12 protein-coding genes are annotated in these 21,569 nt (G+C 77.2%); all 12 read right to left on the bottom strand.

The genetic code is table 11. The features are described 5' to 3' along the window. Positions 1 to 9: 9 nt before the first annotated feature. Complete coding sequence (locus tag ACQP2F_RS11505; protein WP_433307453.1) at positions 10 to 795, bottom strand: MGH1-like glycoside hydrolase domain-containing protein; 786 nt, start codon at positions 793 to 795, stop codon at positions 10 to 12. Between the two features lie 51 nt (positions 796 to 846). Further along, positions 847 to 1,563 (bottom strand): hypothetical protein, encoded by a 717-nt coding sequence (locus tag ACQP2F_RS11500; protein WP_433303255.1) that lies wholly within the window; start codon positions 1,561 to 1,563, stop codon positions 847 to 849. 41 nt (positions 1,564 to 1,604) lie between these two features. Continuing rightward, entirely contained in the window at positions 1,605 to 4,481 is a 2,877-nt protein-coding gene (locus tag ACQP2F_RS11495; RefSeq protein ID WP_433303253.1) for an FtsX-like permease family protein, read from the bottom strand. After that, the gene (locus ACQP2F_RS11490; protein ID WP_433303251.1) at positions 4,478 to 7,612 is read right to left on the bottom strand and encodes an FtsX-like permease family protein; all 3,135 of its coding nucleotides are present in this window, start codon (positions 7,610 to 7,612) and stop codon (positions 4,478 to 4,480) included. The genes ACQP2F_RS11495 and ACQP2F_RS11490 overlap by 4 nt, the downstream gene beginning before the upstream one ends. Next, positions 7,609 to 8,268, bottom strand: coding sequence for an ABC transporter ATP-binding protein (locus tag ACQP2F_RS11485; RefSeq protein WP_433303249.1), 660 nt, complete (start codon positions 8,266 to 8,268; stop codon positions 7,609 to 7,611). The genes ACQP2F_RS11490 and ACQP2F_RS11485 overlap by 4 nt, the downstream gene beginning before the upstream one ends. Continuing rightward, positions 8,265 to 9,185, bottom strand: a complete 921-nt coding sequence (locus ACQP2F_RS11480; protein ID WP_433303247.1) for an ABC transporter ATP-binding protein — start codon at positions 9,183 to 9,185, stop codon at positions 8,265 to 8,267. Before ACQP2F_RS11480 ends, ACQP2F_RS11485 begins: the two co-directional genes overlap by 4 nt. 53 nt (positions 9,186 to 9,238) lie before the next feature. Then, on the bottom strand, positions 9,239 to 11,611 hold the full coding sequence (locus tag ACQP2F_RS11475) for a hypothetical protein (protein ID WP_433303246.1): 2,373 nt from the start codon (positions 11,609 to 11,611) through the stop codon (positions 9,239 to 9,241). After that, positions 11,608 to 13,395: an exodeoxyribonuclease V subunit alpha gene (recD, locus tag ACQP2F_RS11470; RefSeq protein ID WP_433303244.1), complete on the bottom strand. Its 1,788-nt coding sequence runs from the start codon at positions 13,393 to 13,395 to the stop codon at positions 11,608 to 11,610. Before recD ends, ACQP2F_RS11475 begins: the two co-directional genes overlap by 4 nt. Then, positions 13,392 to 16,706 carry a UvrD-helicase domain-containing protein gene (locus tag ACQP2F_RS11465; protein ID WP_433303242.1) on the bottom strand — a complete coding sequence of 1,105 codons (3,315 nt, stop codon included), beginning with the start codon at positions 16,704 to 16,706 and terminating at the stop codon, positions 13,392 to 13,394. The genes recD and ACQP2F_RS11465 overlap by 4 nt, the downstream gene beginning before the upstream one ends. Next, positions 16,703 to 20,071 (bottom strand): exodeoxyribonuclease V subunit gamma, encoded by a 3,369-nt coding sequence (recC, locus tag ACQP2F_RS11460; protein WP_433303240.1) that lies wholly within the window; start codon positions 20,069 to 20,071, stop codon positions 16,703 to 16,705. Before recC ends, ACQP2F_RS11465 begins: the two co-directional genes overlap by 4 nt. A 250-nt stretch (positions 20,072 to 20,321) precedes the next feature. Further along, positions 20,322 to 20,624 carry a hypothetical protein gene (locus tag ACQP2F_RS11455; protein ID WP_433303237.1) on the bottom strand — a complete coding sequence of 101 codons (303 nt, stop codon included), beginning with the start codon at positions 20,622 to 20,624 and terminating at the stop codon, positions 20,322 to 20,324. Positions 20,625 to 20,730: 106 nt separating this feature from the next. After that, complete coding sequence (locus ACQP2F_RS11450) at positions 20,731 to 21,483, bottom strand: alpha/beta fold hydrolase (protein WP_433303235.1); 753 nt, start codon at positions 21,481 to 21,483, stop codon at positions 20,731 to 20,733. Positions 21,484 to 21,569: the final 86 nt, after the last annotated feature.

Here is a 21,569-nt window from a genome sequence, read left to right as displayed (position 1 = left end):
CGTCCAGGTTTAGGCGCGGTCGCGCAGGCCGGCTCCGGTCCGGGCGTCGAAGTTCTCGGCGAAGCCGGAGCGCTCGCACAGCACCCGGAACCGGCGGCTGATCTCGTCCGCGAGCGCCACGTGACCCGCGCGGCGCAGCCCGTCCTCGATCAGAACCGTCGGCGGCGCCCAGATCGGGCCGCGCCAGTAGCCGTCAGCTTCGTAGCGCGGCGAGTCGACGAGCTCGGTGGCCAGGCCGTGCTCGGTCAGGTGCCGCTCGATGTCGTGGGCGAGGGCGGCGGCGACCGGCGGTGGCAGCTCCTCGCCGAGCACGATCGGCATGAGGTCCAGCAGGCTGGTGCCCGAACGCCGGCCCGTCCCCAGGACGGCGTCGCGCATGCGGTCGGCCTCCTCGTTCCATCCGGCGTCCGGCTCGCCCAGCTCGGCGGCCATCTCGGCCAGGCAGCGCAGCTGCAGCGTCAGGAAGGCGGCGAGGTCGGCGGACTCGATCACGCGAGCGTCGTCGAAGGTGGTGGCGTTGTCCCAGCCGCTGTCGTTGCCGTGCTGGTAGTGCGGCACGGCGTGGCCCGGCGCCCGGCGATGGTCCAGCCAGAACCGGGTCCAAAGCACCATGCGCCGGTACGCCTCCGGCAGCCCCGCCCGGGCCACCGGCAACCCGCGCAGCCGCCGCCAGGCCCAGCCGTGGATCGGCGGCTTCACGAAGTTGTGCAGCACCTCGGAGTGCGCGACCGAGTCGGGCAGCGCGCCGGTGGGGTCCTGGTGGTCGAAGGGCAGCTGGAACTGGTGCCAGGCCAGCTCCGGCTCGCCGCCGGCCAGGGCGAGCGCGTTGAAGCAGTGGTCCCAGCTTCAGACCTTGTCCATCCAGTGCTTGGACATCAGCACGGCCGGGCGCGCGAAGAAGCCGGCCGGGTCCACGGTGGCCGACCAGAGGACGTAGGCGGCCAGCTCGGCGGCCGGCGTCCGCGCGCTGCGCCAGGGCGCGACCGCGTCCACGAACCGCCGGAACGTCTGCTCGGCGGCCCGGCGCGCCTCGTCGAACCCGGCGTCGAACCGGTAGGGACGCCGGGCGGTGGCGAACTCCTCGACCGCGATCTCCCACGGCTCGTCCGCCGGCAGGGTGAGGTGCCGGTCCGCGTCCCCGAGCGCCTCCACTCCGGCGGCGCCCGCCGCCGGGCCGGTCACCCGGTAGCGGCGGCCCGTCTCGTACGAGGTGAAGACATGCGCCCCGTCGACCGGGTCGCGGTAGAGGTAAAGGCCGCCGAAGGGCGTCAGCGTCCCGCTCGCGGCGGCGATGCGCAGGCCCAGCCCGTTCCCGCGCAGCCGGATCGTGTCCGGGGTCTGGTAGACGAGCTCGATCCGGCCGCCGCCGCCCTGCCAGGCGAGCACGGTCGGGGTCGCCGTCACGGTCGCCGGGGCGGACGGGGTGAGGCGCAGGACGGCGTGCATGCCGGTCTGGTGGGAGACCAGATGCAGGTCGTCGGCGACCGTCTTCTCGGCCACGACCGGCGAGACGTCGAACCAGGAACCTCGGTAGCTGAACGGGATGTCCCGGATGTCGAACATGCGGCGCCGCTTCCTTTCCCCATGCCTCAGGTCCCCGTGCCTCAGGTGCCCACGCGCAGGACGTCGCCGAGGCGGCGGCGCCGGCGGACGGCGGCCTCGGTCGCCACCACGGCGGCCAGGGTGACGGCCAGGACGGCCACGACCACGGCCGCCAGCCACCACGGTACGGCCGTCGCGGGGTCCGCGGTCTGGCCGGTCAGAGTGCGCAGCGCGAGCGGGCCGAAGGTCAGCCGGACCAGCAGCAGGGCCAGCAGCGGGCCACCGGCCGCGGCCACCAGCACCGGGGGCAGCAGCTCGCCGGCCGCGACCCGGTTGGTGTCGCGCGGGCGCAGGCCCAGCGTGCGCAGGCGGGCCAGCGTCTCCCAGCGCGACGGCGCGCTCGCGGCCGCGGCCAGGGCGAAGCCGAGCAGGCCCAGCACCAGCAGGGTGCCGGCGGCGAGCCGGTCGAGGGCGACCAGGCCGGCGTTCAGCGGCGCGGTCCGGCGGTCGTGCAGCACCTCGGCCCGGCTGATCGGGTGGCCACCGGCGGCGTTGGCCCGGACCGCGGCGGCGGCGCCGGGGCCGGTCGCCCACACCGTGTTCGGCGTGTAGTCCAGGCCGGCCGCGGCGTCGGCCAGGATCACGTCGGGGGCGTTGTCGACGGCCGGGGCGACGCCCACGGCGCGCAGCTCGACCGGGTCGCCGTCCTCCCGGTAGAGGCGGATCGTCATGCCCGGGCGCAGGCTGCCGTCGCTCGAGCGGACCAGCGCCGGGATCGGCGTGGATCGGCCCTTGCCGGCGAGCAGGGCGAGGCCGGGCGCGGCCGGCAGCGGGGTGGCGGCCAGCAGGCGCTGGTAGGCGGCGACGTCGACGACGACCAGGCTCGGGGTGACGGTGTTGTTGTCGGCGATGACCCGGGCGCTCTCGTTGACCTGGGCGGCCACCACCCCGGTGACGCCGGGCGCGGCCGCGATCCGGCCGGCGATCCGGGCGGTCGCGCCGTCGGCGCCGGGCGCCACGTCGGGGCGGGCGTCGGCGCCGGGCGCCACGTCGAGGCGGGCGTCGGCGCCGACCGTGCGCCAGGCGCCCTCGGCCATGCCGCTCGACGTGGTCGCGTTCAGGGTGGCGGCGAAGACGGCGAGGGCCACGGCGGCGGTGAGCGCGAGCAGCGGCAGCGCGCGGGTGGCGGTCGCGGCGGCGCGGGCGGCGCCGAAGACCGCGAGCGGCCGGCGCGAGCGCAGGGACCGGCGCAGGGCCAGGCCGGTGCCGACGGGCATGAGCCGGAGCAGCACGAGGGCGCCGGCCACGATGCCGAGGGTGGGTGCGGCCGCCGGCAGCGCCGAGTCCCCGCCGGTCGCGATGCCGCGCTGCCGCAGGGCGACGACGGCCAGCACGGCCGCGGCCAGCACGGCGACGTCGACGGCGGCACGGCGCAGCTGGGCGGTACGCCGGGCCCAGAGCCGGGCGGAACGGTTCGCCGGCGCCCGCCGGTCGCGGGTGGCCCGGGCCGCGGTGACGGTCCCGAAGGCGGGGCCGGCCAGGATGGCGCACACCGCCACCGGCGCGGCCCAGCCGACCGCGGCGCCGCCGGCCAGCGCGTTCGCGGCCAGCAGGCCGACCGCGGCCGCGGGCAGGGTGACCGCGAGCGACTCGACGAGCTGCTCGGCCGCCAGGCCGGCGAGGCCGGCGCCGCGCCGGCGGGCGGTGATCAGGGCCGGGGCGCGGCGGCGGGCCAGCAGGTCGGCGGCGAGCAGCAGGACGAAGCCGGCGCCGGTCAGGACGCCGATCAGCAGGACGGACGCCTGCGCGTACGCGGCGTGAACCTGATCGCGCACGTCGCGCAGCAGCCCGTCGAGCCGGGTGTCCCACTTGAGCGAGGCGTCGCGCTCGCCGGACGAACCGGAGGTGGCCTTGAGCGTGGCGACCTCGGCGGCCAGCGCCTGCGCCGTGGCCCAGCTGAGCCGGCCGGGGTCGGGGGCGAACCAGACCGTACGCCGGAACTGGTCCTGTTGCAGCGCGAGCCGGCCGTCGGGCAGCGACTTCGCCGACAGCAGGCCGCCGAACCGGGTGCTGCCGGCCCCGTCGAGGTCGGCGACCGGCCGCACCACCCAGGGAACGGCCTGCCACGCCGGGTCGTTCGGGTCGACCGGCCGGAAGATGCCGCTGACCAGCACGTTGTACTTGTTCCGCTGGTCGTCCTCGAGCGGGACGTGGTCGCCGGGACCGACCTTGAGCGCGGCCGCCTCGACCTCGGAGAGGCCGACCTGCGCCTCCCACTTCGGCCCGTTGAGCGGGATCTCCACGTTGCCGTCGGCGGTGCCGGCCGGCTCCTTGCCGGCGACCCAGGTGACGGCCGGGCCGCCGCTGTCGTTCTGCACGTAGTCGAGCTGGAACCGCCGCTGGATGCTGCCGTCGGTGACCGCGAGCGAGATGCTGGTGGCGGTGGTGACCGGCGGGCGCACCACCTCGCGCAGGTCCGGGTCGAGCGCGGCCACCGCCCGGCCCCAGAAGTCGTCGACGTCGGCGGCGAGCGCCTGGTTGCGGACCCGGCCGCCGGTCGGGCCGTAATCGTCCTCCCAGCGGGCCTGCACCTGGATGGCGGCGTCGGGGCCGGCCCGGCGGACGGCGTCGCGGGTGGCGCGGTCGGCGGTGGACCGCATGAGCGGCGGCACGGCCGCGGTGAGCACGGTGATGACCAGGACCACGGCGGCGACCAGCAGCAGCGGGCCGGCGTCGGCGCGGGCCCGGCCGCGGATGCTGGGCCAGTGCAGCGCGGGCAGGAGCGCGATGGGTCGCCGGAGGCCGGGCCGCCGCGGGGCGCCTGCGGGCGGGCCGGGCCGCCGCGGGGCGCCCGCGGGCGGGCCGAGCCGCCGCGAGGCGCCCGCGGGCGGGCCGGGCTGCCGCGGGGCGGCACCATCGGGGCCGGGACGGCGGGTCACGAGGCGACCCGCAGGTGGGCGGCGTCGGCCCGGCGGGCCTGCACGGTGACGACGGCCGCCACCGCCAACGCCGCGGCGGCGATCAGCAGGCCGAGCAGGGCGACCTCGGTGAGCCAGGGCCAGGCGGCCGCGGCCGGCGGCACCGGGGCGGCGCCGGTGTCGGAGCGGATGAGCAGGGGCGCCACGACCGCGGTCGCGAGCGCGCCGACCAGGGCGCCGGTGACGATCAGCGGCAGCAGCACGGCCGCGTGCTCGCCGAGCAGGGCCGCGCGGATGTCGCGCCGGGACATGCCCAGGCCGCGCAGCCGGGCCACCTCGAGGGCGCGCAGCTGCACGTCGCACGCCACGTGCAGGACGACGCCGCCGAGCAGCAGCAGAACCGCGGCGGCGACGAGTACCCGCAGGACGGCGGGCAGGGAGGCGCGCAACGGGCTCCCGGTGAGGCGGGCGGTCTCGGCCGTCCGGGTCCGGGACCGGCCGAGGTGCAGGCCGGCGGTGTCGCCCTTCGGATTGCCCACCCACCAGCCGGTGACCGGCGAGTCGAGGTCGCCGCGCAGCACCAGCGCGCGGGACAGCCAGTCCACATCGGACAGCGCTGCGGCGGCGCCGGGCCGCGACGGGATCGTGGGCACGACCCGCTTGACGACGGCGGTGACCGGGACGGTCCCGAAGCTGAGGCTGAGCTTGTCGCCGGGCTTGGCGCCGACATCGCCGGCGAAGCGGGCGGAGACGGCGACCGGGACCGGGCCCGGATCCGGGAACGAGGTGGCGACCAGGACGCGGCTCGAATCGGCCGGGTCGGCGAACCGCACCGTCGCGCCGAGGGTGAGCCGGCGTCCGGTGGCGGCCACGGCCGGCTCGGTGAGCTGCTCCGACTCGGGCGAGGCGGCGTGGGCGGTCCAGGCCGCGGCGGCCGGGCCGGGCAGGGTCAGCGCGACCTTGACCTGGCTCACCAGCACCTCCCACGAGTCGGTGGTGACCGGCAGGGCCACCCCGATCAGGCGCAGGCCGGCGACCGGCGCGCAGCCGGGCACCGGGCGGGCGCGGCCGTCGAGGACGATCGGCGGGCCTCCGCAGGCGGTACGCAGGCCGGTCTCGTCCTGCAGCAGCAGCCGCGGGGTCACGACGATCGGCTCCGAGCCGCTCGCCGTGCCGGAGACGGTCGGCGTGGCGCCCTTCGGCAGCGACGGACCGGTCACCACCCCGGCCGGCGCGAGGCCGTCGGCCACGTCGTCCGCGCCCCGGCCGCGCAGCAGCGCGGGTGCGTGCCGGGTATCGACGGCGACCAGCTGCGGCGACGCGCCGGAACCGCCGAGCCACTGGCCGACGGCGATGTTCTCGGTGACCACCGGGCTGATCGTGCCGCCGGCCGCGGCCCGCACCGCGGCGCTCTGGCCGGCCACCGGCGGCGCGTCCAGGGCGAGGGCGAGATCGGTGCCGACGGACAGGTCGGCCTGCTCGTGCTGGGAGACGTTCCAGGTGGCGGCGAAGGCGGCGCCGAACGTGGCGGCCGCGCAGGCGAGACCGATCAGCAGTCCGGCCGCGTACGCCTGGGGGCGGCGCGCGGCCTGGAACGCGGCCAGCGGCAGCACCAGCCCGCGGGCCCGGCCGGCCAGCCGCTCGGCCCCGCGCAGCGCGGGCGGCAGCAGGCGCAGGGACAGCGCGGTGCCGGCGGCCAGCAACAGGGCCGGGGCGAGCACGCGGACGACGTCGGCGCGGGTGCCGGCGGCCGCCGGCTGGGACCGCAGCTGCCACCAGCCGATCCCGGCCAGGGCGAGCAGCAGGACGTCGGCGCCGGAGCGGGCGAGCAGCTCCCGCCGGCCGCGCCGGTCGCCGCGGCCGGTGGCGGGCCGCACGGCCAGGCCGACGTGCAGCAGCGCGAGGGCGAGCGCGCCGGCGGCGACGGCCAGCACCTGGGCCGGGGTCACGGCCGGGCGGGTGGCGAGCCCGGCGGTGGACAGCGGCGGCAGGTGGGTCAGGGTGGCGTGCAGGGCCGACGAGGCCGGGATCGCGGCCGCGGCGGCGAGCACCGCGAGGGCGGCCGCCTCGACCGCGGAGACCAGCGCGAACTGTCCGCGGCTGGTGCCGAGCGCGGTGAGCAGCTCGCTCTCCTCGGCCCGTACGCCGGTGGTCAGCCGCCCGGCGAGGGCGAGCGCGATCGCCGTGAGCAGGATGCCGATCAGCGCCAGCGCGAGGACCGAGCCGGCCGTCAGCTCCTGCTGGCTGCGGGCGCCGAGCAGGGTCTGCGGCAGCGAGGACGAGACGCGCTCGATGCGTACCCGGTCGCCGAGCGTGCCGCCGAGCCGGCGGTCGGCGGCCTGCACCGCGCCGGTGAGCCGGTCGAGCGCGGGGCCGGTCGGCGCGGACAGGTCGGGGCGGGCGGTGACCTCGAGGCGGTCGAGGGCCGAACCGCTGGCCAGCAGGTCGCCCAGGCCGACCAGCAGCGGCCCGTACGCGTTGACCTGGTCGGCGTAGGCGGCGTCCTCGGGGTCGGGGTCGAACCCGGCGCCGCCCAGCGGATCACGGTCCCAGCCGGTGTCCGCCAGCGGGTGCACGATGCCGACGACGACCACGTCCAGCGGGCCGGCCGGGTCGCGGCCGATCTCGGGGCCGAGGTGCACGCGGCTGCCGGCCGTCAGCCCGAGCAGACGGGCCGTGTTGTCGAAGAGGGCGGCCTCCAGCGGCGCGCCGGGGCGGGCGCCGTCGCCCGCCGGCCGCGGCCAGCGACCGGCGATCAGCGTGGCCTGCGACGACAGGCCGTCGACGCCGGAGAGGTAGATCTCGCTGAGCAGCCCATGGTCCTCGTCGCTGGCCGCCGGCAGCTTGCGCATGGCCGAGGACGCGCGGGTGGAGGTGGCCGCGGGGAAGGGGGCGATCGCGGACGTCAGCAGCGTACGCGTGTCGGCCGCCACCGACCGCGCGTCGGCCGCCGCGATCGTCACCGTGTAGGCGGTGACCTCGACGTCGTCGGGCTCGGCCCGGGACGCCGCCACCTCGACCGCCCGCTCCGAGGTGCGGGTGACCAGCAGGGCGCAGGTGCCGAGCAGGGTGGCGCCGAGGGTGAGGACCGCGAGCAGGGCGAGCAGCAGCGGCCATTGCGCCCGGGCCCGCCGCGTGAGCAGCGCGATCACGTGGTCAGCTGTCCGTCGGCGATGTGCACGACCCGGTCGGCGAGCGCCATCATCACCGGGTCGTGGGTGGAGACGAGCGCCGTGACGCCCTCGGACTCGACGACGCCGCGCAGCAGCGCCATCACGGCCAGGCCGGTCTCGGCGTCGAGCTGGCCGGTCGGCTCGTCGGCGATGAGCAGCCGCGGCGACGCGGCGAGCGCGCGGGCGATGGCGACCCGCTGCTGCTGGCCGCCGGAGAGCTCGCCGGGGCGCTGCCCGGCGTGCCCGGCCAGGCCGACCAGCTCCAGCAGCAGCGCGACCCGGCGCTCCCGCTCAGCCTGGCCGGCGCGGGCCAGGCGCAGTGGCACGCCGACGTTCTCGGCCGCGGACAGCACCGGGATGAGGCCGAAGGTCTGGAAGACGTACGAGACCTTCTCGCGCCGCAGTTGCGACAGCCCGTCCTCGTCGAGGGCCGTGACCTCGACGCCGTCGACGGTGACCGTGCCGCGGTCCGGCCGGTCGAGGCCGCCGATCACGTTGAGCAGCGTGGTCTTGCCCGAGCCGGAGCGGCCGACGAGCGCGACCATCTCCCCCGGCTCGACGGCGAACGTGATGTCGCGCAGGGCGTGCACGTCGCCGAAGCTGCGGTGCACGCCCTCGACGGTCAGCAGGCTCATGCGTCGGGCCGGATCGTGACGTGGTCGGGCTCGAGGGCGAGCCGGACGCGGCGGGTCAGGTTGAGCGCCTCGCGGTAGTCGCGCGGCACCTGGACCCGGCCGGCGCGGTCCATCACCGCGTACTCCTCGGCGATGACGTGCTCGCCGCCGTCGTCGGCGGTCGCCGTGCGGCGCAGCACCTCGCTGCTGGTGCGCCCGTCGCGGATGGCGACCGTGCGCTCGACCTGGCCGCTCACCCCGGGGTCGTGGGTGACCACGACGACGGTGACGCCGAGCTCGCGGTTGACGTCGCGCAGCGCGCCGAACACCTCGGCCGAGGTGGCGGTGTCGAGCTCGCCGGTCGGCTCGTCGGCGAGCAGCACGCGCGGCTGGTTGGCCAGCGACACCGCGATGGCGACCCGCTGCTGCTGCCCGCCGGAGAGCTGGCCGGGCCGCCGGTCGGCGAAGCCGGCGACACCGAGCGCGCCGAGCAGCTCCATGCTGCGGGCCCTGCGGGTGCGGGCCGGCACCCGGGCGGCGGTCATCGGCAGGTCGACCATCTGCCGGGCGGTCAGGTACGGCACCAGGTTGCTCGCGGTCTGCTGCCGCACGAAGCCGACGGTCTGCCGCCGGTAGCGCACCCGGTCGGCGCGGGACATGCCCAGCAGGTCCCACTTGTCGACGCGGGCCCGCCCGGCGGTCGGCGCGTCGATCCCCGCCAGGATCGACAGCAGCGTGGACTTGCCGGACCCGGACGCGCCGACGACCGCGACCATCTCGCCGCTCTCGACGATGAGGTCGAGACCCTGCAGGGCCTGCACCTCGATCGGCCCCGACTGGTAGATGCGGACCAGGCTCTCGCAGACGATGAGCGCGTCGGCCCCGAACTCCGGCGCCCGGGGTGGTGGGGCCGGAAGAGACAGCGGTGTGCTGGACATGGGCCTCCTCCGGCTGGTGCGGGGCCTCACCCTACTCGGTGATCACCAGCGGGTCAGACCCGTTCGGCGCTGCCCAGGCCGTACCGCTCCCGGATCCAGTCGGCGGCCGGATGCCGGGTGGCGCCGAGGACGACCTCGAGCGGCAGGTACGACAGGGTCAGGCCGCCGGCCGAGCGCAGCGTCGCCTGGGACTCCCGCCAGCGGCGCCGGATGCTGTCGTCGCCGGCCGGGGTGCAGAGGGCGACGGCGACGTCGTCGTACGCGTGGCGGGCCCGCAGCGCCTCGCCCAGCGCGAGCGCCCGCATCGGCTCGGCGGCGCGGCGGAAGGGGCAGCCGCCGTCCGATGTCCACCAGCCGCTGGCCAGGGGCGGACCGGCGAGGTCGAGCAGCCGCGGATAGTCGATGTTGTCCCGGCGCAGCAGGTGGCACGCGTCGTGGTCGCCGCCGAACGGGGCGTCGACGCGGCAGGCGTCCCGGCGCGGGTTGGCCGGATCGGGGTGGCCGGCGCAGCGGCCGAGCTCCTCCTCGGTCAGCCGGACCAGCAGCAGGACGGCGACCCGGCGGCCGGCCGCGGCCGTGCCGGTGAGCAGCACGTCGATCTCGGTGGTCGGGAAGCCCGCCACGCGGTGGCCGAAGTCCGGCAGGGCGGCCTCCTCGACCGGCAGGCCGAGCAGGTCGCAGACCCGGGCCGCACCCTCGGCGCCGACCGGCGCGAAGACGTTCATGGCGAAGGCCTGGGCGCTGGTGACGATCGGGAAGCCGTCGCTGATCCCGTCGTGCTCCTCGGTGGCGGCGTAGGCGTTCCAGGCCGGCGGCAGCAGCGCCCGCATCGGGTCCGGCCACACGTCGTTCTCGGCGCCGGCCTCGGCCGCCACCTCGGCGATGCGCCGGGCCCGGCGGTGCCCGGACCGGGCCGGGGCGGGGCGTGGACCGGCGGTGGGCGCGTCGCAGACCGGCTGGGCCGCACGTCGCTCCATGCCCTCGGGACCGGGCATCCGGAGCCGTACCGGGGCGAGGTCGAAGGCCTCCAGCAGGGCCGGCGCGGTCGGGTGCAGCTCGTCGCCGGCGACGACGCGGTGGGCGAGGAACAGGGCCGCGTCGGGGACGATCGCGTCGAGCTCGGCCGCCACCGACTCCGCCCACACCATCTGGTCGAGCGCCTCCAGCAGCGCGGTCGGCGACGGCCGGGTGAGGGCCACGATGTGGTCCGGCATCGCGCGGGCGCCGAAGACCGCGGTGGCCGGCCCGGAGCGGGTCCGCCGGCGCACCCGGACCAGATCGGCGCCCCAGCCGTCGGCGGCCAGCAGCGTCTCCTGCTCGCTGTCCCACGGGGTCTCGGGCGGCGGCACCGACCAGCTCTGCGCGCGGTAGTGGGTGTAGACCTCGATCCGGGCCGGCAGCGGCGCGGGCGTCACCCGGCATCCGTCGTGCAGCCAGACCCGGACCCGGACGCTCAGGCACGGCGCCCGCCGCATCGTCGGGCCTTCCCGGCCCTCCGGCAGGATCAGCGTCACGTCGCGGTCGGCGGCGAGCCCGATGCCGTACGCGAGGGCGGCGTCGACGGCCGGCTGCGGCGCGTCGAGGCCGGCCACCACGACCAGGTCGTCGTCGCCGGCGAAGAAGGTCAGCCCGCCGGGGGCCTCGATGCCCGGTCGCAGCCGGGTGGTGGGCAGGCCGGCGCGCTGGGCCAGCCGGGCGTCGGGCTCGACCTCCCCCAGCCCTTCGACCATGGCGGCCAGCTCGCCCGGTCCGGCACCGGCGCGATGGGCGGCGGCGAGGTCGGCCACGGTGTCGCCGCGGTAGGCGAGGCCGGCCGGGCTGAGCGCGCACCACGCGGTGCGGGTGCGGACCATCACCCAGCGCGCCTTGAGCTCCAGGTCATTCTCGACCCCGTACGCCGCGGGCACGCTCCGGACCACGTCGTCCCAGCTCAGGACGCGGATCGTCCGGATCGCGGCGCCCGGCTCGTTGTCGGCCGTCCGCAGGCGCAGCCCGACCTGCCACATCAGCGGGAACATGGCGCCGGGGCGACGGTGCAGGCAGTCGTCGTGGACGCCCTCGTCGAGGTCGAGCCAGCTCTCCACCCGGTCGGCCCACTCGGTCCAGCCGTAGCCGTCGGGATAGCGCTGGCCGCCGCCGGCGTAGATGTCCGCGTACAGCGCGGCCATCGCGTTGTCGGCCCCGAGGTAGACCTTGTCCGCGAGCCGGCCGAGGTCACGGGCCGGGTGCTCGCAGTCGCCGGTCACGACGGCGATCTCGCCGGCGGTCCGCGGGGCCGGCATCAGTCCCCACCGGTGGTAGTGGCGGTCGGTCAGCTCCTGGCTCAGCCGCCACCGCCGCCAGGCCGCGGCCTCGGGCAGCGCGCTGTCGCGCCGGAGCAGCCCGCCGGCGTCCTCGGTCCGCCGCCGCCAGAACAGCTCGCTCACGCCGCCACCGCCAGGCTCTCGCGCAGGCCGCTGGCCCGGGCGATCGGCCGGGTCACCGCGGCCCGCACGGCGTCCTCGGTGCCGAGGATGCGCAGGCCGGTACGGGCGCGGGTCACCGCCGTGTAGAACAGCTCGCGGGTGAACAGCGGCGACGTGGCCGGGGGCAGCACCAGCGAGACCCGGTCGAACTGGCTGCCCTGGCTGCGGTGGACCGTCATGGCGTAGAGCGGCTGGGCCTCGGCCAGGCGGGACGGCGGGATCAGCACGATGTCGCCGCCCCGGGCGAAGGCGGCGCGCGGACCGTCGGGGGTGCGGACGACCACCCCGGTGTCGCCGTTGTGCAGCCCGGCGTCGTAGTCGTTGGCGGTGATCAGCAGCGGCCGGCCGGGCTCCCAGGCGGTGAGGTCGGTGGCGGCCAGCCAGCGGCCCGTCTCCCGGGTCCAGTGGCTCACCCCGTACGGGCCGCGGCGGTGGGCACAGAGCAGCCGGTGCGCGTCCAGCCCGCGCAGCGCCGTCCCGGCATCGCCCCGGCCGGCGGCCTCGGCCACCGCGCGCAGCGCCGCCAGGGCCTCGGTGCGCAGGTCCGCGCAGTCCGCGGCCGGGGTCTCGACGAACGCGAGCTGCCGGCCGCCGGCCCGCAGCAGCGCCACCACCCGGTCGTCGTCGCCGGCGCGGACGGCGCTCGCCAGGGCCGCGAGATCCCCGCCGAAGCGCCAGATCCGGTCCAGTGTGACCACCCCGTTCACGACCGCCTCCCGCTCTCCCACCTCGGCCAGCGCCGCCTGCAGGCCCGGCTCGCCCGGACCGTCCGCCGCCACGATGTCGCCCAGGACCGCGCCCGCCTCGACCGAGGCCAGCTGGTCCGGATCGCCGACCAGGATCAGCCGGGCGTCCGGGCGGACCGCCTCGATCAGCCGGGCCATCAGCGTCAGCGACACCATCGACGTCTCGTCGACCACCACCACGTCGTACGGCAGCCGGTGCGACCGGTGGTGCCGGAAGCGGGTGCGCGACCCGGGCCGCCGCCCGAGCAGCCGGTGCAGCGTCGAGGCCCGCAGGTCGGGCAGCGGCGGGCCGGGCAGCCGCCGGGAGACCTCGCGGACGGCTTCCTCGAGGCGGGCGGCGGCCTTGCCGGTGGGCGCCGCGAGCGCGATCCGGAGCGGACCGCCGGGCTGGGCGGCGAGGACCGCGAGCAGCCTCGCGATGGTGGTGGTCTTGCCGGTGCCGGGACCGCCGGCCAGCACGGTCACCCGGCGCAGGCAGCTGACCGCGGCGGCGAGCCGCTGCTTGTCGTCGCCGTCGCCGAAGAGCCGGTCGAGGTCGGCGCGCAGCCGGGCCCGGTCGGCGGGCGGGGGCGGCGAGACCGCGCGCTGTCGCAGCTCGCGGCCGATCTGGTCCTCCTCCCGCCAGTAGCGGTCGAGGTAGAGCAGCCCACGGACGAGGCGCAGCGGCCGGCCGGGCTCGCCGCGGGCCGACACCACCGGGCTACCGGCACAGGCGGACCGCCAGCGCACGGGGTCGGGCCAGGGCAGGGCGGCGACATCGACGCCGTTGTCGTCGGAGGCGGCGGTGCGGCTGACCGAGCCGAGGTCGACGCAGACCGAGCCGTGCCGCAGCGCCCGCACGGTGAGCGCGATCGCCAGGTGCATCGACTCGTCCGGCTCGCCGCCGAGCAGCGCGATCCGGCGCGCGGTGTGCACGTCGGCGAGGGTGAGCACGCCGGCGTCGTTGAAGGCGGCGAGCAGGCCGGTGGCGTGCAGCGCCCGTTCGACGAGCACGGTCATGGGCGGCCTCCGTCGAGCAGGTCGGACAGGTCGGTGACGAGCGCGGCCGGCGGCCGCCAGCCGAAGACGCCGTGCGGCACCCCGCCGGGCGCGGGCGTGGCCGGGCCGCACATCCCGCGCAGGAACAGGTAGAGGACGCCGCCGAGGTGCGCGGACGGGTCGTAGCCGGGCTGCCGCCAGCGCAGGTAGCGGTGCAGGGCGACGGCGTAGAGCAGCGCCTGCAACGGGTAGTGGGCGGCCATCATCGCCGGGCCGAGCGCGGCCGGGCGGTAATGATGGGCGGTGAGCGGCTCGTCGTACGGCCCGAGCCAGTTCGACTTGTAGTCGACGATCACGTAGCGCGGCCCGGGCAGCCGCAGCACCGCGTCGATGCTGCCGGTCAGGTAGCCGCGCAACGGCTGGACACCCAGCTCCGGGGAGCGCAGCCGGCCGGCGTACGCGGCGAGCGGGTCGCCGGGGCCGAGGTGCCGGGCCAGGCCGTCGCCGACGGCGCTCAGCGTGGCCGCCTCGGTGGTCGCGGGCCGGTCGCCGCCGTGCAGCGGCAGCTCGAACTCGAGCTCGTCGAGACGGTCGCCGCGGTCGAAGCCGGCCAGGCTGCGGCCGGCGGCGAGCGGGCCGAGCGGGGTGTGCAGGGCGGGCAGCAGCGCGGCGGCGAGCTCGTGCGGAGCGGGACCGGTCGGGGCCGGGCCGAGCAGGTCGCGGGCGTGCCCGGTCAGCTCGGCGGCCAGGTCGGCGGCGGCGAAGTCGCAGCGTTCGAGCAGCGCGTGCAGCAGGGTGCCGAACGCGGCGCCGGTGGGCAGGGCGCCCATCGGGGACGACAGGACCGCGGCGGCGGTCTCGTCCGGCACGACCACCGGCGGTATCGCCTCGTCGTCGTCATCGCCGGTCTCGCTGCGCACACCCGGCTCGTCGTGCCGGCCCGCGGTGAGCCGGGAGTACGAGGTGCGCCGCCATCCGCCGTCGAGGGCGCGGGCGAAGCGGGCCGCGGCGAGGGCCGGGCGCGTGGCCGGGGACGGCGCCCACGGCGCGGCCGGCACGCCGGCGGCCGGCGCGACCCGCTCGACCGGCTCGACCGGCTCGACCCGCTCGACCGGCTCGACGGCGAGGCTGTCGGAGGCCAGCGCCCGCAACCGGGCGAGCGCGGTGGCGTCGTCCGGCACCGGGTACCCGGCCGCGGGGCTCTCCGCCTCGCCCGGCCGCCCGAAGAGGAAGCGGTGCAGCGCCGAGGCCCGGGTGTTCGCGGTCGGCGCCCACCAGGCGACCACGCGGCAGGCGGCCCGGGTCAGCGCCACGTACAGCAGGCGCAGGTCCTCGCCGTCCTCCTCGGCCAGGTGCCGCCGGCTGCTCTCGGCGAAGCGCGGGCCGGCCGGTCCGCCCACGTCGAGGACCCGGTCGCCGGCGTCGTCGTGCAGCCGCGGCAGTCCCGGCTTGTCGACGTTCCGGTCCCAGCCGAACGGCAGGAGGACGACCGGGTACTCGAGGCCCTTGCTGCTGTGCACGGTGAGGATCTGCACCGCGTCGGCGTCGGACTCGAGGCGGCGGCTGCGCTCGGCGCTGACGTCGTGCGGCGCGTGGGCGATGCGGCGGCGCAGCCACTCGGCGACGGCGGTGAGGCCGAGACCACCGTCCAGCGCGGCAGCGTGCAGCGCCATGCCGACGTGCCGCAGGTCGGTGAGGCGCCGCTCGCCCGAGCGCAGGGTGAGCAGCCGGGCCGGCATGCCGGTGGCGGTGACGGCCTCGAGCAGGGCGGCCATCCCGCGGGTGGCGGCGAGCCGGGCCCAGTGGCGCAGCGTGCCGCCGAGCTCGTCGAGCTCCCGCTCGCCGGCCGCGGCGAGCCGGTCGGCGGACCAGCCGACGATGCCGGTGAGTGCCGCCGCCGCGACCCGGGGGCCGCGGTGCGGCTGCTCGAGGCCCTCGATCACGGCGAGCCAGTCGAGGGCGGCCGCGGTGCCGAAGACGCTGGCCGCGCCGGCCAGCACGGCGGGCACGCCGAGGGCGGCGAGGGCCTGCTGGGCTTGTGCGCTCTGCCGGTGGGTGCGCACCAGGACCGCGACGTCGCCGGGCGGCACGCCGTCGTCCCGGAGCAGACCGACGACCTGGGCAGCCAGGTCGGCGGTGACGGCGTCGCGGGCGTCGGCGACCGGGACCAGGCCCGAGCGCAGCGTGAACCCGGCCCGGCCCAGCACCCGCAGGCGGAACGGCGGGCCGGGCAGGCGCGCGCCGGGGTGGGCGGCGGCGACCGGCCGGACGGTGATCCGGCCGTCGCCGAGCGCGGCCCGGCCGAACACCGTCTCGAACGCGGCGAGCACGCCCCGGTCGCTGCGCCAGTTGGTGCCGAGGGTGGCGTGGGCCGGGGCGTCGCCGGCGGCGGCCAGGTAGCTGACGACGTCGGCGCCGCGGAACGCGTAGATCGCCTGCTTCGGGTCGCCGATCAGGACCAGCGTCGTGTGCCCGTGGAAGGCGGTGCGGACGATGCGCCACTGGACCGGGTCGGTGTCCTGGAACTCGTCGACGAGCACCACCGCGTAGCGGTCGCGCAGCCGTTGCCGGGCGGCCGGGCCGCGCACCGGGTCGGCCAGGGTCTCGTCGAGGCCGGTGAGCATGTCGTCGAAGCAGTAGAGCCGCCGCTCGCGCTTGCGGCGCCGCACCTCGAGCCGCACGGCGGCGGCGAAGCGGTACCGCATCCGGGCGTCCTCGGGGGCGTCGTCGCCGGCCGGCTCCAGCCGCGCCTGCCCGTCGCCGACGGCCTGCCGGGCGATCTCGAGCGCGGCCTTCCGGTCGAAGTGCGGGACCGGCGCCCGCGGGGTCGCGTACTTGCGGACGTAGAGGTCGTCGACCACTTCGGTGATCAGGTCGTCGAGGTCGTCGACGAAGACGGCGTCCGGATTGCGGTCGGCGGCGATGCCGAGCCCGGCCAGCACCTGCTCGCAGAACTGATGGGTGGTGGCGATGGTGGCGGCGTCGAAGTCGGCGACGGCGGCGGCGAGGCGGCGGCGCCGGAGCGCGACCTCGGCCGGGTCCGCGCCGGCGAGCAGCGCGAGGACGGCGTCGCCGGAGGCACGGGCGGCGGCCGGGTCGGCGAGGCCGCGCTCGGCGCTCACCAGGCGCTCGCGGACGCGCTGACGCAGCTCGGCGGTGGCCGCCCGGCCGAACGTCACCAGCAGCAGCTCGCGCAGCCCGGCGCGGCCCTCGGCGACGTAGCGGGCGGCCAGCGCGGCGATGGTGAAGGTCTTGCCGGTGCCGGCGCCGGCCTCCAGGACCGTGGTCCCCGACGGCAGCGGCCCGCACACGTCGAACGGGGTCGCGCTCATCGCGGCCGGTCCAGGGTCTCGGCCCGGCACAGCGGTTCCCACAGGCGCATCGCGATCGCGCCGAAGCGGGTCGGCTCGGCGCCGGCGGCCGGCTCGGCGAGCAGCCGGTCCAGCGTCGAACCGGCGCCCCAGACCAGGCGGTGCGGGTCGTCGTCGGCCTCTCCCCCGCCCCCGTACCGGGTCCACTCGGTGCGGGCCCTGGCCTCGGCGGCGGGCACGTCGCCGCCGCCGAGACGGCATTGGGCGTACGCGGGAGAGGCCTTGATGCTGAGCGGGACCGGCGCCCGCAGGCCCTCGTCGGCAAGCGCGACCAGGTCGCCGAAGAGGCGCGCGGCGCCGGCGGGGTCGATCGGGCCGGCCGTCGACCGGGACGGGCCGCGCATCCCCCGGCCGATGGTGACGGCCCGCCACCGGACGCCGGGCCGGGCGACGGTGAGCGCGAGCAGGTCGATCCAGGCGCGCAGGCGGTGCTTCGGGGCGAGCTTCGAGTAGGAGACGGCCACGATCGTGTCGCCGTGGACGTCGTCGACGGTGCCGGTGACCGTGCGGCCGTCCGGCAGCGCGAACGAGACATCGACCGCCTCGGGGGCGCCGCCGACATGCGTCAGCGCCGCCCTGGCCAGCGGCTCGGCCTCGGCCGCGATGGCATTCAGCAGCCGGGTGCCGAGCGGGCCGGGCGGCACCACGCCGCGCCGCCACTCGGCTTGGACGCAGCGGTCCAGCGGCGTGCCGGCGAGCAGCGACCGCAGCAGCCGGTCGCCGACCGCCCACTGCGCCAGCGGGTCGAGCTCGACCGGCAGGCCGTCGGCGGGCTCGCCGTCGTCGCCGGCGAACCCGATCCCGAGGCGGCGGCGGGCGAACGCGCGTACCGGATGGGTGAAGAAGGTCTGCAGGTCGCCCAGCTCGATGTCGCCGGGGATCGGCGCCAGCGGCGCCGCCAGGAAGGGCGGATCAGCGGCCCGCTCGCCGGTGGCCGCGAGCGCGCCGGCCAACGCGACCTCGTCGAAGCTGAACGGGGCCGGCGCGATGAAGTGGCGCGGATCGAAGGGCTGCAGCGGATGCCGGGTGACCACGGCGGCCGCCTCCGGGCCGAGCGCGTCGAGCAGCTCGGCGAGGGGCACGGCCGGCGAACGGGGCGCGTTGGTGCGCTCGTCCGCGCCCGAGTAGAGCAGCACGAGCGTTCCGGTCGCGGCCATCACCGCGTCCAGCAGCAGCTGCCGGTCCTCGCCGCGCGGGTCGCGCTCCCCCACGCAGGGAACGCGGCCGAGCACGTCGTCGCCGTCGACGCCGGCGCCGCGCGGGAACACGCCGTCGTCGAGCCCGAGGACGCAGATCACCCGGTGCGGCACCGAGCGCATCGGCACCATCGTGCACATGGTGAGGTCACCGGTGCGGAAGTTGGCGCGGGTCGGGCTTCCGCGCAGCCGTCCCTCCACAAGCGACCGTACGTCGGACAGTGTGAGCGACGCGTCCCCGTCGGCCGCCTCGGCGATGCCGGCCAGCTCCCGCCGCACCTGCGCCGCCTGCCATCCGTCGGCGTCCGCGACCGACGTGAGGGCGTCGACGGCCGAACCGATCGCGCCGAGCCAGCCGGACAGCGGCCGCTCGCCGGTGAGGGCGCCGAGGGCCGCGGCCAGCCGGTCGACCAGCTCGGCGAGGCGGCCGGCGAGGTCGGCGTCGCCGGAGTCCATGTCGTCGAGCGGCAGGGCGGTGCCCAGCCAGTAGGGCTCGTCCTCGCTCATGGCCACGCCGAGCAGGATGCGGTCGAGGCCCGCGACCCAGGTGTTGGAGCGGGCCGGCACCAGGAATTTCGACCGGTGCTCGGCGTCGAGCCCCCACCGGACGCCGGACTCGACGACCAGCTCGCGCAGCCGGTCGAGATCGTCGTCGTCGAACCGGAAGCGGCGGCGCACCGGCGGCAGCGCGGCGAGGTCGAGCACCTGGGCCGCGGTCATCCGGGCATCGGCCAGGCCGAGCAGGTGCGCGACGACGTCCAGCAGCGGGTTGAGCCGGCGCAGCGAGCGGTCGGCGAGCCGCACCCGCAGGCGGTGGGCGGGGTGGGCGGCGTCGGCGCCGAGGCCGAACGAGGCGGAGATGAGCGGCGCGTACGACTCGATGTCCGGGCACATGACGAGGATGTCCCGCGGTTCCAGCGCCGGGTCGGCGGCGAGCAGGCCGAGGATGACCTCGCGCAGGACCTCGACCTGACGGTCCGGGCCGTGGCAGGCGTGCACCTGGACGCTGCGGTCGTGCGTCTGTCCCTCGGCCCCGGCTGCGTTCGCCCCGGCTGCATTGGCCCCGGCTGCATTGGCCCGGGCTGCGTCGGGCCCGGCTGCATTGGCCCGGGCTGCGTCGGGCCCGGCTGCGCCGGCCATGGGCTCGTCGGCGGCGATCGCCCGTTGCAGCCGGCCGAGGCGGCTGGCCGGGAACGGCGTACCGGCGTGGTGGATCGATCGTCCCTTAGCGAGGGTGAGCTGCAGCTCCCGCGCATCCCGGCCGAGCGAGCCCAGCAGCGGGTTCCGGGGCAGGTCGCGGGTCCGATCGGCGGCGCGGGGAACGGGCGACCCGGCCGGGACGTGCGGCCGCAGCCGCTCCCACAGCGCGGGCGACGGGTGCGGCAGCCACAGATGCACGTCACGCCCGGCGGCCAGCGCTTCGAGCAGGGCCACGTGGGCGGCGGGCAGCCGGGTGAGGCCGAAGACGGAGATCCGGTCCGGCAACGGCGACCGCCCCGGATCGTGCCGCAGGGCGTCGCACATCTCGGTGAGCCGCTCGGCCGGGCTCGGCACGGTCATCCGCTTGGCCAGCCGCCGCCACAGCCCGGCCTGCCAGCGCAGGTCGTCCGGGAGCGCGCCGCCGAGCCCGTCCACGTCGTCGCCGGCCGACCAGGAGCGCAGCATCTCGGGCCGGTGCAGGCCGTAGGAGTCGAGCAGCCCGGCCAGGTGACGGGCCGTCGCGTACCGCCGCCCGCGCCGCACCGGATCGCCGTCGAGCGCGCCGAGATAGGCGGCGAGCGTGCGGCACCACGGCTCGGCGAGACACTCGTCGATGACCTCGAGAAGCGGCCAGACGAGCCGGTCGGGCCCCCATTGGTCGCCGCGGCCGGGCGCGCCGATCTGCTCGATCCGGCCGGCCAGCTCGATCAGGCCGGTCACCGAGGGGAAGCGCACGTTGGCGCAGACGCCGTCCTCGCCGTTGCCCGTGCCCAGCCGGTGCGCGAGGCGCTGGGCGAGCCAGCGCTCGACCCCCTTCGACGGGACCGCGACGATCTCGGCCGCGAAGGGGTCGCCGAGCGGCTCGCGCAGCAGCGCGGCGAGGGCTTCCGCGAGCCGGTCGCTCCGCTCGGCACGATGGAGAACAAGCATCAAGCCCAGCGTCGGCGACAAAAGGTGCAATACCGCCGGAACGCCGATTCACCCGCGTAAGCCCGCCGGCGGGCTTACGCTGCCGATGCCGCCCGGCGGCTCCGGACCGCGGGCGGCCCTTTCGGCGGTCTTCCCCCGCGGCCCACCGGCTTTGCGGCGCGGCCCACCGGCTTTGCGGCGCGGCCCACCGGCTTTGCGGCGCGGCCCACCGGCTTTGCGGCGCGGCCCGCCGGGTTCTCCGGGGCCGGTGCTAGCCGCTCGCCATGCGGATCAGGGCGTTGCCGCCCAGCAGCAGCACATCCGCGCCGGCGATCAGGGCCATACTCAGGTGCAGGCGGCGGGCGGCGAGCTCGGCGTCGTCGCCGGTCATGCCGCGCAGCGCGAGGACGACGCCGGCCAGCACCAGCGGGATGCCGCCGATGAGCAGGATGCCGACCGAGCCGGGGGTGTGCCCGCCGGTCACCAGCAGGGTCACCATGACGGCCGGCAGGATGCCGAAGAAGACCACGGCCAGCCCGGCCCACCAGCGCAGTGGCCGCAGCGTGTCCGGCATGGCCCTCCCCTCGTCAGCCGTACCAGGGTAGCCGCCGCCGGCGCTCACCGAAGGAAGAGGTTGAGCAGCACCGTCAGCCCGACGGAGAGCACCACCGAGAGGAGGATCATCCCGAGGCACCCCGGGGCGCCTCCGAGGAACCGGACTTCCGTGCCACCGATACGCATGCCGCATCGGCTACCCCCGAATCGCCCCGGACATGCGCCTCGATCAGTGCCGCGCATCGCTCGCCCGCGGTGGTCAGCGCGTTGTGGGCGGCGCCGGGCACGGTGACGGCCACACCGCCGGTCGCGATCGCGACGGCCGACCGCCAGCCGGGCGGCGCCACCGGGTCGAGCGCGCCGCCCAGCACCAGGGGACGTACCGGCAGCTCGAGCAGGTCGTCCTCGATCGCGTTCCGGGCCGAGTGCCCGACCGTCGCCCACACCCGCCAGGGCCTCGCCTGGGCGACGTCGCAGGCCAGGATCGGGGCCTGCCACGCCGGCTCGAACGGCAGGTCGGCCAGCCACCGCCGGAGCAGGCCCCACCGGCTGCGCGCCCGCACGTCGCAGGTCGGCCCGGCGAGCACCAGCGACGACACCGCGTCCGGACGCAGCACGGCGAGCCGGGCGGCGACCTCGGCGCCGAACGAGTGGCCGACGACACCGACCGGACCGAGCTCGCGGGCGTCCAGCCAGGCCGAGAGGTGCCGGGCGTGCCGGTCCACGTCGTAGGCGACCGGCGGCTTGTCGCTGTACCCGAAGCCGGGCAAATCTGGCACGAACACCGGCCGATGAGCCGCCAGCCGCCGCGCGGTCGGCATCAGGTAGCGGTGCGAGACGGCCAGGCCGTGCAGCAGCACGACGGGCGTCCCGGGCATGTCCCGTCGGTGCCGGTCGTGCGTCCGGACCCCGGCCACCGTGGTCCAGCCGCGGGCGAAGCCGTCGGCGGCCGCACCTACCGGCC

Origin of the sequence: Actinoplanes sp. CA-030573 (assembly GCF_050951115.1) — a bacterium.
Lineage (GTDB): Bacteria > Actinomycetota > Actinomycetes > Mycobacteriales > Micromonosporaceae > Actinoplanes.
Note: the sequence above shows the minus strand (reverse complement) of the source record. Positions and strands in the feature narration are given on the sequence as shown.